This window comes from Paenibacillus mucilaginosus 3016 (assembly GCF_000250655.1).
In the GTDB taxonomy this organism is placed as follows: Bacteria; Bacillota; Bacilli; order Paenibacillales; family NBRC-103111; genus Paenibacillus_G; species Paenibacillus_G mucilaginosus.
Map to the genome: position 1 here is coordinate 8,420,050 of NC_016935.1, position 15,314 is coordinate 8,435,363.

Genomic DNA, 15,314 nt, shown 5'->3' on the forward strand with positions numbered 1-15,314 from the left:
GCTGTTTCACTTCTCTCCTGCAGGTGTATGGGTAAGTATATACCTTTCGATAAAACGGGATGTGCCAGCTTACTTGGAAAGGAAGGATGCGCGATGGAGACCCTTCAGGAGAGAACCGAAACGTACCGCGAGTGGAAAAAGCAGCTCAAACGTCACTACCGCAAGTTCGCCGGCTTCGCGAAGGAAGCCTACCGCTACGAGGACGTGGAGGACGTGCACCAGGCGCGGGTGCACTGCCGGAAGCTGCTCACCCTGCTGAAGCTGCTGGATCCCGATGACCGGGAAGAGCTGCGCGTTCCGCTCAGACGGGCTTTCAAGGCGCTGGGCAAAGTACGCGACAGCGACGTGCTCATCGCGGACTTCGTGCAGCGCAAGGAAGACGCCCCCGACGGGGATACCGCCGAGATGCTCAAGCGCTATCTCAAGCTGCTGCGGGACCGGCGGCTGCGCTATGTGGCCAAGCTGGAGAAGCGGCTGCGCCCCGCGCTGCGCGGGAAGTTCCGGCGGCGCTGGGACGATTACCTGAACGGCGCGCTGCAGGAGCAGGCCGCTGCGGTCGACGCCACAGCCCAGCTCCGGCGCCTGGAAGCGAAGCTTGAGGCGAAGCAGGCCGAGCTGCGTGAGCTTGCCGCCCAACCGGACACGAGCGGGCTGGATCTGGCCGAGACGCTGCATGAAGCGAGGCTGATCGTCAAGGAGATCCGCTACGTGACCTCGGAAGCGGATTTTGCCCTGAAGCCGCTGCCGGGGGGCGCGCTGTCCTTCCTGCCGGTCAAGCCCCTGCAGGAAGAGCTCGGTGCCCTTAACGACAGCCGGGTGCGTCTGGCCCGGTGGCAGGACGCCAACCCTGAGGCGCTTGGCATTGACCCGGATGTTTACCGGCGGATGACCGACCGCCTGCGCGGGGAGATGGAGCGCCGCATCCGGGAGGTATCCCTGGCCAATCTTGATGAGCGGGATTGATGCCGGCGCACGTCCGGACATCCGGTATCCGGGGACTTGTCCGTCCCCTTCCGGCTCCCGCCAGAGCGCTGAGTTTCCCATAGGAGCATCAAATCAACAAGCCTCCAACCGGATCATCCGGATGGAGGCTTGTCTCATGCATCGCCCCCATCGGAACCCTGAGCTGGCGATGGTGATGGCGTTGGTGATGGCAATGACACCCCCGAACATCCGCCGGTGTGCCGCCTTACTCCTCCACCGCAGCCGTGCCGGTCCCCGGGACGAAGCCGCCGCGCTCGACCGCCTGTGCTCCCGCCTCGCTCTGCAGCCACTGCAGCAGCCGGCCTGCAGGACTGTCCGCCGGCTCATCCCCGCGGGTCACGGCGTACAGCACGGCGGTGTACGGGTAAGCTCCGCTGCGGATGTTGTCCCGGCTTGGCTGCACCCCGTCCACCGCCAGGAACTTCACGTTCTCGCTGCGGTTCATTTCGCTCGCATAATAATAGAAGGAGTAACCGAGCGCATTGCGCGCGTTGCGGTAGTCCGCCACCGCTTCGATCAGGCCGCCCATGCCGCTCGGCTTGCGGTCCATCGGAGGCTCCGCCATCCCGAGCCCCTTCATGACGTTCTTCTCCATGTACGTCTGCGAACCGGAATTCGCTTCCCGCTGGAACGCCGTGATGGGCTCATCCGCCCCGCCGAGCTCCTTCCAGTTCGTCACCTCGCCGCTGTAGATCCGCCGCAGGTCCCCGGCCTTCACTCCGTCCACGCCATTCTCCCGGTGGACGAGGAAGATGAACGCATCCCGGCCCAGCGGAGTCAGCTTCAGCTCCACCCCCGCCGCTGCAGCCTGCTGGCGTTCCTCATTCGAAGGGCCTGCGACGAGGATGAGGTCCGCCTCCCGTTCGATGAGGTTCAAGTAGGCTTCATGCGTGGTGTTAAAGTGTACGCTCTCGTAAGCCATCCCCCGGTTGACCCCCGTCAGCTCACCCAGCATCAGTCTGCCGAACGGAAGAGCCGCTGTGGCCCCGTCCACCCGGGGATAAGACTGCGGAGTGAACGGTCTCTGCTTCGGCAGCAGCTCCAGCGTCAGAGCCATCCCCCCGGTCAGCACAGACAGGACCGCCAGCGGAAGGAGGAGCCGCCGAAGCCGACGGGGGTTCCCTGCCGCCGCTTGGTGAAGCCAGGTCCCCAGGACCGCCGACACTCCCGGAAGCAGCGACAAGACGAGCGCCGCTACCTTCATCGGGGTCCCCTGATCGACATAGAACCGGGAAGCCTCGTACAAGGGCGTCGCCCAATAAGTGAACAGCGTGAACGGCAGCCAGCTCATATCCGTGAACTCCGCCACGGAACCGGTGCGCCCCGTGAACGTAAGTGTCCAGATCACCGTGCCGAGCAGCGTGACGGGCAGCACGGCCAGTACCTGCCGACCCGCCATCACCCCGTCCTGCCTGCCTGACGCATAGCCGTACAGGCCAAACAGGCATGCGATCGCCAGGGAATAGAGCAGCATCAGGAGCCCGACGCCGGCATCGCCTCTTTTCAAGGAACGGTACAGAAATTCGGGCTCCGAGCCGGTCAGAAAACCCGCAATCAAGATGCCCAGCAGGTACATGACACCGAACAGGAAGCCCCACTGCAGGACAAACCCGATCCCCCGATGGTCCTTCCGGTCAGGCTTTAGATTCACTTCACTTTCGATGTGCTTCTCCCCCTTTACCACCAGCCTCATCGTTCTATGTGTAGTGACGGATTTTCCAATAAATAGGTTGCAGTTTGAACCTCCGCCCTGCCTTCACCGCCTTGTGATAACGTTTCCAAAAAGGCTTGCATCAGCACAAAAAGGCAGACCCGAAGGCCTGCCTTTCTGCTGTCCTAGTATATGGTGTATATACTAGGGACTAGTATACCTTGTTAGAAGGAGTGACACAAGACCGTCACATAATCGACAAAATTAGGATAAAGCTTCCTTCAGAGTCGCATCCGACCGCTCCCACATGCCCGGATCCCACGCGGCGAGGAAGTCGCGAAGCTTGGCTTTCTCGGCCTCTCCGAGGTTATCGACCATGACCCGGCGCTTCAGCGCATAGTCCATCCGGTTGACGTGATCGGCGAGAATTTTCCATCCCTTGCGCGCTTCCGGATCTACGGTCATGGCACACGAGGTCACGCCGGCGTAATATTTGCCGTCTTCCTTGAAATCCACCGCCACCCACACGATCCAGCAGGGACGCCCGTTCGGCACCTCATCCGCGTTCACCGTGAACTTGATGCCCTTCTCGATCTTGCTCTTGGCATGAAGCGTGCCGTCGTCCAGATACACCTCGTCCCCGTCGATAATCACGCCCGACAGCTGGCTGAGGTCAATGGAGCCCTGTCCATACCCGCGGTGCTTTGTTTCTTTCTGCGAGATGATATTTAATGTAGGGAGCTTCTTTTCTTTTTCCTGTCCGCTTCCGTTGTTCTCCATGAGGCACCCACCTTCCACATTCGTCTTATTCCTTCATCATAATGCAAAAGCCCGTTTTTCACAATTTTGAACCCCTGAGAAATAATCCCCTGTCCACCCACATATACATGCTGTAGATGCTTGTCAACGGGGTGAATATGAGATGAAAAACCGACTACATGCCTCCATCACATCATGGGGCGCCGTTCTGATCGCAGCCTGCGGCGCCGTGCTGCTTACCCATACCCTGCTGCTCGCAGACGAAACCGCGGGGGACAAGCGCAATACCGCGTGGGCGGTGGCAGCGGACAGCGGCACCGGCCTGCCCATGCTCCGGCCCGCGGCCTCACACAGCGTCACGGCCGCTCCCGCTTCGCCGGCGGCGCGTGGGCCGGCAGACGGCTCGTCCACGGGCCTGGCGCTGTCGGCCGGAAGCGGCGAAGCCCGTCCCGCCGCCGCCCGCGCCGCCCCGGCCGGCGAGGCCCCGCCCGCTCCGGCGGCCCCTCCGGCAACACCCGCGCCGCCGAGCCTGCCGGCGAAGCCCGCGGAGAAGCCCGCACCGAAGCCGCTGTCCGGCCGGATCGTGGAATATCACCTAACCGCAGAGTACGACGCCACAGGCAAGATGATCACCGGCACCTCGTCGATAACCTGGACCAACCCCGGCAGCCTGCCGGTGTCCGAGCTGTATTTTCACCTGTATCCGAACGCCTTCGAATCGAAGAAATCCACCTTCATGCGGGAATCCGGGGGCAAGCTGCGCAGCGACGTATCCAAGGAAGGCAGCTTCGGCAGCATGACCGTCTCCTCGATCAAGTTGATGGGCGGCTCGGAGGCCGAACTCAGCGGCGCTTCCGAATATGTCCAGCCTGATGACGGGAACAAGGACGACCGCACCCTGCTGCGGGTGCCGCTGCCGAAGCCCGTGGAACCGGGAGCCAAAATCACGCTGCAGACCGACTTCACGGTGAAGCTGCCGCAGGTCTTCGCCCGGATGGGCTATGCCGGCGACTTCGTCATGGCGGGCCAGTGGTTCCCGAAGATCGCCGTCTACGAGCCGCAAGGCACCCGCGGGCGCACCGATGAGGGATGGAACCTGCACCAATACCACGGCAATTCCGAGTTTTATGCCGACTTCGGCATTTTCGACGTGAAGCTGAAGCTGCCTGCGGACTATAAAGTGGCCGCCACGGGCTTCCCGACGAAGCCCCCCGTCGACGACGGCGCAACCAAGATTCATACCTTCTATGCGGATGACGTGCACGACTTTGCCTGGTCGGCCTCCCCGCATTTTGTGTATTACGAGGAGCCGTATGCCACGCCCCATCTGCCGGGCGTACGCATCAAGCTGTACCTCGACCCGAAGCACGAGCATCTCAAGGCCCGCTACATGACCGCCGCCAAAAAAGCGCTCGCCCGCTACTCCGAATGGTACGGAACGTACCCGTACTCCACCCTCTCTGTGGTCGTGCCCCCGGAGGACGGAAACGGGGCGGGAGGCATGGAATACCCCACCCTGATCACCGCCTGGGGAGCCGGCGAGGAGAACCCGAGCCTGGAGCTCGAACGGGTCGTCGTGCACGAGATCGGCCATCAGTTCTTCTACGGGATGGTGGCGAGCAACGAATTCGAGGAAGCCTGGCTTGACGAGGGCTTCACTTCCTATATCGAAGACCGGCTGATGGAGGCCGAATACGGCGTGCGTCCGAATCTCCTCGTGGAATCGAGCTATATCACCAGCCCCGAGGCCCTGAAGAAAAACGCCTGGAGCTACGACGGGCACAGCCACTACGCGGAGAATGTCTACACCCGAGCAAAGCTGGTGCTGAAGGCGATGGAGCGGCAGACCGGTCCGGAGACCATGAACAAGATCATGCGCACGTACTTCCAGCGCTGGAAATTCAAGCACCCGACCACGGCCGACTTCCAGCTCGCCGCGGAGGACGTCACGAAGACGAGCTGGCAGAGCTTCTTCGACCAGTACGTCTACGGGGACTCCATGGTCGATTATGCGGTAGGCTCCATCTCCACCCGGAAGCTGACGGAGAACGGCCAAACCTACTATGAGAACAGCGTCGTGCTCCGCCGACAGGGCGGCTCGGTCCAGGGCGTTCCGGTCCGCTTCCACTTCACGGACGGCACCCGGCTCGACAAGACCTGGGAAGGCGGCGACAGCGAGGTGCTCATCAAGCTGAACCATACGTCTCCCCTCGCCTGGGTGTCCATCGATCCGCAGTATACGATCGTGCTGGAGAACAAACGGATCAACTCGTTCATGAAAACCGAGGTCGACCCGCAGCTGTCCGTCCGCTGGAACCTCAGCGTGCTGAAGATTCTGGAGATACTCTCCGGCTGGATCGCATGGTAAAGGAGGATGACCGAAGATGAATGCCTTACGTAACCGGATCTCCCACGGCTGGTCGATCGCCTGGAAGCAGCCTTTTGCCGTCATCGCCCTCTTCGTCTACCATCTGGCCTGGGGCGTGCTGCTCTACAAGCTGATCCAGTCGGTCGTGCTGCCTCTCCTGCACCGTTATCCCGGGGAGGTGCTTCCCCGGGAGGCCGTTCAGCTGTTCTGGATCGAAGGACAGTTCCAGCTGATGAAGACCGACCTCCTCCAGCCCTACCTCTGGTGGGCGCTGGGACTGCTCGCCCTGCGGGCGGTGCTGCATCCCGTGCTGAACGCCGGGGTGCTCTACTCGCTGCATAACCGGGATCTCAATGCGGGCTACCGGTTCGTGGAGGGGGTGCGCCGGCTCAGCGTCCCGTTCTTCTCGCTCTACGTCCTGCAGCTGCTGATGACCCTCGCGCCCTTGTACTGGCTGCTTCCCTATGCGGCCGGCCAATATATCAAGCACTCCTCTTATCTGTCTTACGGCAAGGCGCTGCTGCTACCTCTCGGCATCTTCATCCTGTGGGTCTTTCTCCTGCAGCTGCTGTTTCTCTTCCTGCAGATTGCGAAGACGGCCGGACGGTCGTCCCTGTACGCCCTGATCTTCGTCGCCCGGCATCTGCCCGCCATCCTTGCCGCCGGAGCGGCCGTCGCCGTGGTGTCCCTGCTGGTCTCGGCTGCGGTCATGGCCTCCAGCTACCTCTGGGCCGGCTTCCTCGCTCTGCTCGGCTATCAGGCGTACCGGCTGCTTCAGATGTTCTTCAAGGTATGGGCGATCGGTACCCAGTATGCCCTGTGGATCGAAAAAGCGTAACGCCGGGGCGTTTGCCTCCACCTGTCCTTGGTTTTATCCGGTATCAAGCGCCGTTTTCCATGCGTGGCTGCGTGGAGGGCGGCGTTTTTGCGTTTTTGCTTTTTCGACAGCTCGTTTGTAAATATGCCGTAAACCCTGGACCGCCCCCTTTTCCGGAAAAATATGTATGCGCTTGCAATCCTTATTCTGTACATAAACAAAAGGTTTCACTTTAAACGCCGACTTTGTGACAACTTTGTGACACAAGCAGGAGAAACTCGAACTTACTCGAATATAGTTACTCGGTAATAAAAAATGAATATTTTGCCGAATTTCTGTCTCAGAAAACGGGGGATCCATTTTGGGTGAATTGATCTCGCTTCAGAGTGATCATAGGGAACCTTCAACCGAACCCTTCAGCTAACCTCGTAGGCACTTGGAAGGGGAAACTTCTTTGAAAAAGCAGCTTGTAGGACTCACACTCGCATTATCTTTGTTTTGCGGTATTTCCGTCGGCAGCGCTTACGCGGAAACCCCATTAAGCGCAGCGGTCAACGATGGCTTGGGCGCGCCGTACAAATGGTCCGGCACCACCAAGAGCGGCTTCGACTGCTCCGGTTACACTTCCTGGGTATTCGCGAAGTTCGGCGTCGACCTGCCGCATACCTCCAAAGGCCAGGCAGCTATGGGCACTTGGGTGGACAAGGACAATCTTCGTGCCGGCGATCTCGTGTTCTTCAACACAGACGGCAAAGGCATCTCCCACGTTGGCGTGTATGTTGGTGAAGGCAAGTTCTACCACTCCGCCACGAATCAAGGCGTAACAATCACGAAACTTAGTGAAGGCTATTACGCCAAAAGGTATGTTACCGCCCGTCGCGTGCTTTCCGACGCTGCTTACGAGCAGCTCATGACCGACAAGTAACATCTGCGGCGTAACCCATCCTTACTTCTTCTTTTAAAGAAAGCCTTCTGGGCCTCCCCCGTTCGCGGGCCGGACAAGCCCTGGGGGCTTTCTGTCGTTATACGGCAGGATTCGGGTAAGTACCGTATATCTATTATTGGCGAAAGGAGCCGCCGACCACTCTATGATCCTCTTCCTGCACCGCAAAGACCTGCGGACTGCGGATCTGCCCGCGTTCGATTATATCCGTGCCTGCGGCCGGCCGAGCCTGCACGTGCTTGTGGTTGACCCGTTCCTGCTGCGCAGGGACCGCCACCGGGAACACAGCGGCCGCAGCTTCCTCGCCCAGGCGGCCCGGCTGCAGCAGCGGTATGCCGCCGAAGGGCAGCGGCTGCATCTGCTCTGCGGCGATCCGGCCGCGGTGACCGGTGCGCTGCTCGAAGCCCATGCGGTCCGCGAGCTCGTGTTCCACGAGGACTACACCCCCTACGCGGTGACGCGGGACCGCAGCCTGCGGGAGACCGCAGCCGCCCGCGGCGTGCGCGTCACCGCGTTCGACGAGCAGGCGCTTGCGGACCTGCGCGACTTCCAGCGCCATGCCGGCCGCAGCGAGCCGTACAAGGTGTTCACGCCTTACTACCGCCGGTGGCGCGATTACCTGCGGCAGCATTTCCGGCCGGCGTCCACCGTAAGCGCAGGGGCGCTGCAGACCCTGCCGCTGGCGGAGGGCTTTGCGGAGCGCTTCCCGCTGCCACCGGAGCTGGAGGAGGCGCTGGCCTCCTGCCGGTTAGAGCCGGAAGGCAGCGGCCCGGAGACGGCGCTGGAGGACTTTCTCTCCGGGCGGCTGGCGGGCTATGCGGAAGGGCGTGACCGGTATGCCCGAGAGGAGACCAGCCGCCTGTCGCGGCACCTGAACACCGGGGCCCTCTCGATCCGGCGTGTCTATGAGCGGCTGCTTGACGTCAGCGCCGATGCGGAGCCCTGGCTGCGCCAGCTCGCCTGGCGCGACTTTTATCTCTACCAGTCGCGGCTCGATCCCCTGTTCTACCGCTATGAGAAGGTATACGATCTCTCCGGCATGCCCTCGGACGGCTTCCAGGCATGGGCGGAGGCCCGGACGGGGATTCCCATCGTGGATGCGGCCATGACGGAGCTGAACACGACGGGCTGGATGCCGAACCGGCTGCGGATGATCACAGCCATGTTCCTGACGAAGAACCTCCTCTGCCCGTTCCCTTACGGGGAGCGCTACTTCCGTTACAAGCTGGCCGATTACGACAATGCGCTGAACCGCGGGGGCTGGCTGTGGAGCGCCTCGCTCGGCTTCGATGCCGCTCCCTACTTCCGCGTCATGAACCCCGTGACGCAGTCGCAGACCCATGACCCGTCCGGGGCGTATATCCGCCGCTGGCTCCCGGAGCTCTCCGGGCTGTCCGACAAGGAGATTCACCTGCCCCGGCCGCACGCGGTCGTGGAGTTGAAAGCGTCGCGGGCAAGGGCGATCGAGGTGTACAAGGAGATTCTGGCCTCATCCGCCGGAGGCCGGGAACAGGGGTAGCCGGGGTGCTGGGGAACGAGGCGGATGGAAGGCCGCTTGGAGACCAGGCATGCCGGTCATCTCCCCGCGTGCCGCAGGGCCGATCGGCAAAGGCACTTGCATTCCGGCCGGTCCAAGGACCGTACAGCCTGCTGGACCAAGGTCCAGCCCGCATCCCACCGCGGGTCCGTTTCAGGAGAAACCGGGGGGCGTTACAATATAGGTATACCCAGAGGGAAGGCGGCTTCTTCCCCAAACGAAAGGTGGACTCCTATTATGAAACGTTGGTACCGCTCGGTTTCCGATAAAAAACTCACCGGCCTGTGCGGCGGATTGGCCCAGTACCTGAACCTCGACCCTACCCTGCTCCGGGTGCTCGTCGTCATCCTGACCTTTGCCTCCAGCGGCAGCCTCATTCTCTTCTACTTCCTGGCCGCCCTGATGGTGCCGAAGGAACCGTATTCCGGCTCGTTCCCGCACTCTTAATGTGCCAGCCCCTCGCCAGTCATGGCCGAGGGGCTTTTGCTTTGCCGGCCCCCTCCTCTTTTCGCGCTGCAAGGACAATGCTTGTTTTGACAATGATAATCTTTATCAATTACAATAGGGATATTATTTCATCTGATCTTCCACGAATCCGAATCCCCCATAGGAGGCATCATTGCATGTTAATCCAAACCCGTACCATCGTCGTCCAAAAAGGACACGCCGACGCCGTAGTCGAGCGCTTCAGCAAAAGAGGCCCTATCGATGAGATGGAAGGCCTGCTCGATGTCAGCGTCATGGTCAACCGTTCGAAGAAAGAAGATACGGAAGAGGTCGTCGCCATGATCCGCTGGGAGTCGATTGACGCCTGGAAGAACTGGGAGAAGAGCCCCGCTCATATCCAGGGCCACCGGGAGAAGAAGGGCCAGAGCCTGCCGGAGTACGTGATCAGCTCGACCGTCAACATGTACGAAGTCAAGGAACGCCGTGAAGGAACGTTCGTGAAGCAGGAACAGTAAAGCTGGCGGCAGCACCGGGCGCAGAGGCCATCCGGACATGACCCGTTATATTTTCTGATCGTTCAAAAAAAGAGTACAACCCGCTAAGGATTGTACTCTTTGGCTTGCACCCGGGCGAGTCCTTACTCTTCTCCTACCGCCACCGGATTGTCCGGATACGAGATCCAGTCGCTCCAGCTGCCGGCGTACAGCTTCACGTTCTTGAGGCCCGCTTCACTGAGCGCCAGCACGTTCGGGCACGCGGTTACACCGGAGCCGCAGTACACGATGATCTCATCCGCTTCCGCGAGGGGACCAAAGCGTTCCTTCTGCGCCTCCGCGGACTTCCATGCGCCTTCCGCCGTCAGGCTGTCTTTCCAGAAGTAATTCACCGCGCCGGGGATGTGTCCCGCCGTCTTGTCGATCGGCTCCTCGATCCCCTGATACCGGCGCGCCTCTCTCGAGTCGATGAGCACGGTTCCCGGACGGCCCTGCCGCGAGCGGACGCCCTCCATGTCCACAACCAGTTCGCCGCGCACCTTGGGAACGAACTGTGCCTCATGAACGAGCGGGGGTTCGTCCGTCACCGGATAGCCCGCTTCCTTCCACTTGGAGTAACCTCCATCCAGGATGTACACCCGCTCGTGTCCCAGATAAGTAAGCAGCCACCACAATCTCGAAGCATACGCCCCGCCTTGGTCGTCGTAGGCAATCACGACGGAGCCCGAATGGATGCCGATGCGGCCGAAGGTGCGGGAGAGCGCATCCACGTCAGGCAGCGGATGACGGCCTCCATGTTCCGTTACCGCAGAGGACAGGTCCTTCTCCAAGTCCAGATAATGCGCGCCGGGAATATGATCCTTCTCGTAGGCGATCCGCCCCACATCAGGCTGTCCCAGGACGAAACGGCAGTCCACCAGAATCATCCGGTCGTCCGTACCGTGCTCGAACAGCCAGTCCACGCTAACCACATGCTTCATATGCCACTCTCTTCCTCTCATGGGATGATATGCTGTATAGTACCCAGTATACACCCAGTTGGACCGCCGAGGAAGCAGGAGAAAAGAGAGTCTGCTGCAGCCCGGTTTTCAGCGGAATTCCGGAGCGCAGGCTCTTGAACAGGAGGCGAGGAACCCGTCATGAGCAGCGGCTTTTCGGATCGTAAGGCACTTCACCTGTCCATACGGAACAAGAAGGAGCAGGCCGGCTTTCGGCTGGCCCCGTTAACGGAAGAACAAGCAAGGGTCATCTGCACCTGGACTTATCCCCCGCCCTATGATCTCTACAACTGGAAGCCTTGGGAGACGCTGCTTGCCCGCGGCGAAGAATTCGCCGATCCCGACATCCGCCAGAAGCAGTACCGCAGCGTCCTGGATGAAGAGGGCCGGCTCACCGGCTTCGCCCAGCTGTTCCCCATGGCAGGCGTGACCCGGCTAGGGCTCGGACTCCGCCCGGACCTGCGCGGCAGTGGGCTCGGAACGGCCTTTGTCCGGGCGATCGCCGAAGAAGCCCTTCGGCAAAAACCTGCCAACGAGATCGATCTTGAGGTGCTGACATGGAACACCCGGGCGATCCGGACTTATGAGAAGGCCGGCTTTGAGATCACGGATACCTATGAGCGGATGACACCGAACGGGCCCGCCGAGTTTCACTGCATGGTCTGGACAGGGAAGCTCCCCGGCGGGCCCGCTTCTGTCAGCTGACGCGGAGCATCCCAAACTTATGAAAAAAACGATATTCTCTCTCCTCTGGGCGGCCTTCCTGCTTATTGGCTCGATCGTGTATTACTTCGAGGCCTACCGCCCCGCCATCGGACCGGCAGGCCGCGGCGTGAACGACAGCGAAGTCTTTGGGCAGTTCCTGTACGGCATGCTCCAAGGCGGCGCGGTACTCACCGCCGCCCTGATCGGCGCAGCCGCCTTCCTGCGGAGGCGCCGGTCTCATCCCTATTCGAAGGAGGACGGCCTTATGCCCCATGAACCCGATGATCCCGGCCTCGCCAAGCTCCCCCCGCAGCAGCTGGAGGCCCTGAGGGGGGCTGCGCGCGTCCTGGACCCCGCCGGGATCTCCTGGGGCCTGGGCGGCTCCGCCCTGCTCTATGTCCGCGGGCTGACCGGCCGCTTCCCGAACGACCTGGACCTGCTCATCGCTGAGGATCAGGCCCCGCGGGCGTTCGAGCTGCTGAGCGCTCTCGGCCCGTCCGAGCTGCGCGCGCCCGAAGAGCCCTACTGCACGCTGCACTTCCGACGCTTTACGCTCGGGAGGAGCAGCGCCGACCTCATCGCCGGCTTCGGCATCCGGCACAGCGCCGGGGTCTACCGCCTGCTTTGGCGGCATGGCGAAGCCCTGCCGCGGCTGCCGCTGTACGGCACCCCGGCCGGCATCCCCCTCATGTCCCTCGAAGACTGGTACGTGCTGTACCTGCTCCTCCCCGGGCGGGCCGACAAAGCCGCGCTGATCGAAGCGCACTGGAGAGACGGCGGCCCCCTGCTGAAGGACCGGCTAAGCGAAACACTGGGCCGGCCGCTGCCACCGGCTGTGCGCGAGCGGGTGCTTGCCGTGTCCCGTATGGCCGAGCACCCGGAATCCGATCTCCCTTGAGGAAACGGGTATCCTTTCTTGCCGGTAATCTCCTTCTCGTGTCACCTTCATGGAACCCGGCGGCGGGACGATATATAACGGTAACCGGAGACACGGTCCCTGCCGGGCGTGTCTCTTCTACTCTTACATGTCCCTGTTCCAGGAGAGAAGGAGAACTGCATCCATGAATACACCGCATCCTGTACCATCCCGCGCCACCTCCCACGAGCAGTTCGGGTCCAAGCTTCTTGCCGGCACCTTGATGACCCTGCTCCTGTCATGCCTCCCGATTTATCTGCTTTTATGGCTCATCGGGATCATCAGCGGTCCGATGACCGCAGCTTTTACGGTGACTGCAGCCCTCTTGGCTTCGTTGATCCCCTGGATCCACAAGACATACGGTCCCCGGCCGCAGGGTAAGACCATCCTGACCGCTTACATGTTCCTCGTCGGATTCGTCATTCTGTGGTTCATTCCGGCCTCCGGTTCCTGGACCGCACTGCTTATCTATATGGCCCTGTCCCTCGTCTATCTTCATACGGGAACGAGTATCGTCGGGACCGCTGCGGCCCTGGGGATCGCCATCATTCACACCGTGTTCAACCCTTATATCTCATCCCAGCCTGTATTCGACAAGATTGTTATGTTCGTCGTCTTCCTCATGGTCGGTTTTGCCGGCATCACCGTCTGCATGATGGGCAGGAGGATGGTCGGCGAGCTGCAGGAAGGACAGAGGGGCATGGCGTCACTCCTGCGCGACGTGCAGGGTTCCGTGAAGGGGCTCGAGGCCTTCGGGCAGCAGCTCAAGGACAACGCCGTCGAGACCGACCGGATCGGCCGCGAGCTGGCAGTGAGCTTCGCGGAGATTGCCAAAGGCATGGAATCCCAGGCGGCCTCCGTCTCGGATATCAACGGATCCATTCACGACTCCGGCGCGTTCGTGGCCTCGATCGGCACTTCGACTGCCGACATGATGCGCGTATCCGAGCGGACTTCCGCTGTCATTGAAGCCGGCAAGGGGCACATGGCCAGCCTGCAGTCCGACGTCTCCCGGGTCAGCGGCATGATGGACACCACGTACGCTTCCATGGAAACCCTGCGGATGCAGAGCGAGCAAATTTCCACCGTGCTGCAGTCCATCCAGGCGATCGCGCGGCAGACCAGCCTGCTCGCCCTCAACGCGGGCATCGAAGCCGCACGGGCGGGAGAGCACGGCCGGGGGTTCGCCGTCGTGGCGCAGGAGATCCGCAAGCTCTCCAGCGGCGCGGAGGAATCGACGGCCCAGATCACGGACATCCTCACCCGGATCCAGCACCAGACCGGTGTCGTATCCGGACAGATCCTGCAGGGCCGCGAAGCGGTCGGCACCATCCGCTCCTCCGGGAGCGAGGTCGGAGGGCTCTTCGCCCAGCTCTTGCAGGAAGCGCAGTCGGTATCGGAGCGCTCGTCCTCCATTGCTTCCATGCTGGAGCAGCTCGAGGAGCGCGCGAAGGCAATGGCACAGGAGGCCGGCTCCGTCTCGGCCGTTACCGAGCAGACGAACGCCTCGGTTGAGGAGATCAATGCCAGCCTCGATGAGCAGAGCGCACGGACCGGGCGGATCGCCGCCAGCCTCGGAGAGCTCGAGGAGCTCACCGCGCAGCTCAGCCGGATGCTTACGCAGCATGAGTAAGAGCATCACCGCGGGATCTCTTTGCCTGCCGGTTCGATGGGATTACGGATTGGCCCATAGGAAAGAAGGCACCGCGCGTTTGGCGGGGCGGTTCCGGATATGATACGCCGCCAACTTGCTTACTCCATCTAAAATAACAAGAAGGGTGGCTCCGCCTCGCAGCGCGGACCACCCTTCTTCTTTTGTGTATTATCCCTGCGGCAGCGCATCATCCGCCGTCTTCTCCCACGGCCGGTACGCCTCGTCGAAACGGGCCGCACTCGTGAAATCGAGAGCCGTCAGCCCGCCCGCATGCCAGGACGTCAGCCTCAGCGTAACGAGCTTATAGTCGATCGCGATGAGCGGATGATGGTCCAGCTCCTCGGCCGCTTCGGCGACCCGGTTCACGAAGGAGACGGCGTCTCTGAACGCAGGAAAGCGGTACTTGCGGACGATCCAGCGTTCCTCCTGCCGCGTCCAGCCGCCGGCTTGTGCCAGGCCCGCTTCGATCCCGGACTCCGTGAGTAGGCCTCCCATGCCCTGCGTCCCCCTTTTAGACGAGATGAATCACTCTGGTAAGCGCTTCACCATGATCGATGCGGATCAGATGCCGCTTGGCGTCATGGGTCACCGTGCAGCCGCCGACGCTCATGGGCGATTCCGTGCCGAGTCCGTAGAACAGGTCATCCGCCAGCGTCTTCATGCATTCCTTCCGCTCCGCGCTGTTCATGACATTCCAATCCTCCGCCGACATCTCCAGAAACTCGTGGCAGCCGTCAATTCCCTGCAGCGCTTCCGTGAAGTCGCTGATGATATCGTTATATTCTCTTCCGAACCTGATGCCCATGGACATGCCTCCTTATGGACCTTGAGTATCCTTTTGCCTCATTGTACCTGCAAAGCCGGGGGGCTGCAACCGTTCCTTCCCCTCACGTAAACGGATTCATTCCGGTCCGCCGAACCCCGGGACTCCCTGCTCCCGGCACCCCTCCCCCGCAAAAAATCAGGAACAATCGGCGGATTCCCTGCGCATTCTCATGCAAAATCTGGTACACTATAAGGATAGACAAAAAGGGCGGAGGG

15 protein-coding genes and 1 riboswitch are annotated in these 15,314 nt (G+C 61.5%); of the genes, 10 read left to right on the forward strand and 5 right to left on the reverse strand.

The window, feature by feature from the left end:
• The first annotated feature begins 93 nt into the window (after positions 1-93).
• On the forward strand, positions 94-963 hold the full coding sequence (locus PM3016_RS35270; protein WP_013921295.1) for a CHAD domain-containing protein: 870 nt from the start codon (positions 94-96) through the stop codon (positions 961-963).
• Positions 964-1,189: 226 nt separating this feature from the next.
• On the opposite strand, the gene PM3016_RS35275 is transcribed toward PM3016_RS35270, so the two are convergent.
• Both PM3016_RS35275 and PM3016_RS35280 read right to left on the reverse strand, forming a co-directional pair.
• On the reverse strand, positions 1,190-2,677 hold the full coding sequence (locus tag PM3016_RS35275; RefSeq protein WP_014372614.1) for a PstS family phosphate ABC transporter substrate-binding protein: 1,488 nt from the start codon (positions 2,675-2,677) through the stop codon (positions 1,190-1,192).
• 222 nt (positions 2,678-2,899) lie between these two features.
• The gene (locus PM3016_RS35280) at positions 2,900-3,415 is read right to left on the reverse strand and encodes a YwhD family protein (protein WP_014372615.1); all 516 of its coding nucleotides are present in this window, start codon (positions 3,413-3,415) and stop codon (positions 2,900-2,902) included.
• Positions 3,416-3,557: 142 nt separating this feature from the next.
• Between PM3016_RS35280 and PM3016_RS35285 the strand changes: the two genes are divergently transcribed.
• From PM3016_RS35285 to PM3016_RS35310, 6 genes are all read left to right on the forward strand, one after another.
• On the forward strand, positions 3,558-5,762 hold the full coding sequence (locus PM3016_RS35285; RefSeq protein ID WP_014372616.1) for a M1 family metallopeptidase: 2,205 nt from the start codon (positions 3,558-3,560) through the stop codon (positions 5,760-5,762).
• A gap of 16 nt (positions 5,763-5,778) precedes the next feature.
• Positions 5,779-6,600 carry a hypothetical protein gene (locus tag PM3016_RS35290; protein WP_013921300.1) on the forward strand — a complete coding sequence of 274 codons (822 nt, stop codon included), beginning with the start codon at positions 5,779-5,781 and terminating at the stop codon, positions 6,598-6,600.
• Between the two features lie 294 nt (positions 6,601-6,894).
• Positions 6,895-7,029: riboswitch (cyclic di-AMP (ydaO/yuaA leader) on the forward strand.
• 4 nt (positions 7,030-7,033) lie between these two features.
• Positions 7,034-7,504 carry a C40 family peptidase gene (locus PM3016_RS35295; RefSeq protein WP_014372617.1) on the forward strand — a complete coding sequence of 157 codons (471 nt, stop codon included), beginning with the start codon at positions 7,034-7,036 and terminating at the stop codon, positions 7,502-7,504.
• A gap of 163 nt (positions 7,505-7,667) precedes the next feature.
• Positions 7,668-9,041, forward strand: a complete 1,374-nt coding sequence (locus PM3016_RS35300) for a cryptochrome/photolyase family protein (RefSeq protein ID WP_014372618.1) — start codon at positions 7,668-7,670, stop codon at positions 9,039-9,041.
• Between the two features lie 255 nt (positions 9,042-9,296).
• Positions 9,297-9,506 carry a PspC domain-containing protein gene (locus tag PM3016_RS35305; protein WP_013921303.1) on the forward strand — a complete coding sequence of 70 codons (210 nt, stop codon included), beginning with the start codon at positions 9,297-9,299 and terminating at the stop codon, positions 9,504-9,506.
• Positions 9,507-9,682: 176 nt separating this feature from the next.
• Entirely contained in the window at positions 9,683-10,021 is a 339-nt protein-coding gene (locus PM3016_RS35310; RefSeq protein WP_013921304.1) for an antibiotic biosynthesis monooxygenase, read from the forward strand.
• A 122-nt stretch (positions 10,022-10,143) separates the two neighbouring features.
• Here PM3016_RS35310 and PM3016_RS35315 read toward each other — a convergent pair whose 3' ends face one another.
• A complete protein-coding gene (locus PM3016_RS35315) occupies positions 10,144-10,980 on the reverse strand; it encodes a sulfurtransferase (protein WP_013921305.1) in 837 nt (278 codons plus the stop codon).
• Positions 10,981-11,139: 159 nt separating this feature from the next.
• Here PM3016_RS35315 and PM3016_RS35320 point away from each other — a divergent pair, with 159 nt between their 5' ends.
• The 3 genes from PM3016_RS35320 to PM3016_RS35330 all read left to right on the forward strand — a co-directional run bounded on the left by PM3016_RS35320 (position 11,140) and on the right by PM3016_RS35330 (position 14,252).
• The gene (locus PM3016_RS35320) at positions 11,140-11,703 is read left to right on the forward strand and encodes a GNAT family N-acetyltransferase (RefSeq protein ID WP_014372619.1); all 564 of its coding nucleotides are present in this window, start codon (positions 11,140-11,142) and stop codon (positions 11,701-11,703) included.
• A gap of 19 nt (positions 11,704-11,722) precedes the next feature.
• Positions 11,723-12,601, forward strand: coding sequence for a hypothetical protein (locus PM3016_RS35325; protein WP_014372620.1), 879 nt, complete (start codon positions 11,723-11,725; stop codon positions 12,599-12,601).
• A gap of 163 nt (positions 12,602-12,764) precedes the next feature.
• Entirely contained in the window at positions 12,765-14,252 is a 1,488-nt protein-coding gene (locus PM3016_RS35330) for a methyl-accepting chemotaxis protein (protein WP_014372621.1), read from the forward strand.
• A 189-nt stretch (positions 14,253-14,441) separates the two neighbouring features.
• On the opposite strand, the gene PM3016_RS35335 is transcribed toward PM3016_RS35330, so the two are convergent.
• Together PM3016_RS35335 and PM3016_RS35340 are read right to left on the reverse strand one after the other, a co-directional pair.
• Positions 14,442-14,768: a 4a-hydroxytetrahydrobiopterin dehydratase gene (locus tag PM3016_RS35335; protein ID WP_013921309.1), complete on the reverse strand. Its 327-nt coding sequence runs from the start codon at positions 14,766-14,768 to the stop codon at positions 14,442-14,444.
• A 16-nt stretch (positions 14,769-14,784) separates the two neighbouring features.
• Entirely contained in the window at positions 14,785-15,078 is a 294-nt protein-coding gene (locus tag PM3016_RS35340) for a hypothetical protein (RefSeq protein ID WP_013921310.1), read from the reverse strand.
• Between the last annotated feature and the right edge of the window lie 236 nt (positions 15,079-15,314).

Bases quoted from the DNA above. Each gene is read 5' to 3' on its own strand.
- PM3016_RS35270 (WP_013921295.1), top strand. From the start codon at position 94: ATGGAGACCCTTCAGGAGAGAACCGAAACGTACCGCGAGTGGAAAAAG.
- PM3016_RS35275 (WP_014372614.1), bottom strand. From the start codon at position 2,677: ATGAGGCTGGTGGTAAAGGGGGAGAAGCACATCGAAAGTGAAGTGAAT.
- PM3016_RS35280 (WP_014372615.1), bottom strand. From the start codon at position 3,415: ATGGAGAACAACGGAAGCGGACAGGAAAAAGAAAAGAAGCTCCCTACA.
- PM3016_RS35285 (WP_014372616.1), top strand. From the start codon at position 3,558: ATGAAAAACCGACTACATGCCTCCATCACATCATGGGGCGCCGTTCTG.
- PM3016_RS35290 (WP_013921300.1), top strand. From the start codon at position 5,779: ATGAATGCCTTACGTAACCGGATCTCCCACGGCTGGTCGATCGCCTGG.
- PM3016_RS35300 (WP_014372618.1), top strand. From the start codon at position 7,668: ATGATCCTCTTCCTGCACCGCAAAGACCTGCGGACTGCGGATCTGCCC.
- PM3016_RS35305 (WP_013921303.1), top strand. From the start codon at position 9,297: ATGAAACGTTGGTACCGCTCGGTTTCCGATAAAAAACTCACCGGCCTG.
- PM3016_RS35310 (WP_013921304.1), top strand. From the start codon at position 9,683: ATGTTAATCCAAACCCGTACCATCGTCGTCCAAAAAGGACACGCCGAC.
- PM3016_RS35315 (WP_013921305.1), bottom strand. From the start codon at position 10,980: ATGAAGCATGTGGTTAGCGTGGACTGGCTGTTCGAGCACGGTACGGAC.
- PM3016_RS35320 (WP_014372619.1), top strand. From the start codon at position 11,140: ATGAGCAGCGGCTTTTCGGATCGTAAGGCACTTCACCTGTCCATACGG.
- PM3016_RS35325 (WP_014372620.1), top strand. From the start codon at position 11,723: ATGAAAAAAACGATATTCTCTCTCCTCTGGGCGGCCTTCCTGCTTATT.
- PM3016_RS35330 (WP_014372621.1), top strand. From the start codon at position 12,765: ATGAATACACCGCATCCTGTACCATCCCGCGCCACCTCCCACGAGCAG.
- PM3016_RS35335 (WP_013921309.1), bottom strand. From the start codon at position 14,768: ATGGGAGGCCTACTCACGGAGTCCGGGATCGAAGCGGGCCTGGCACAA.
- PM3016_RS35340 (WP_013921310.1), bottom strand. From the start codon at position 15,078: ATGGGCATCAGGTTCGGAAGAGAATATAACGATATCATCAGCGACTTC.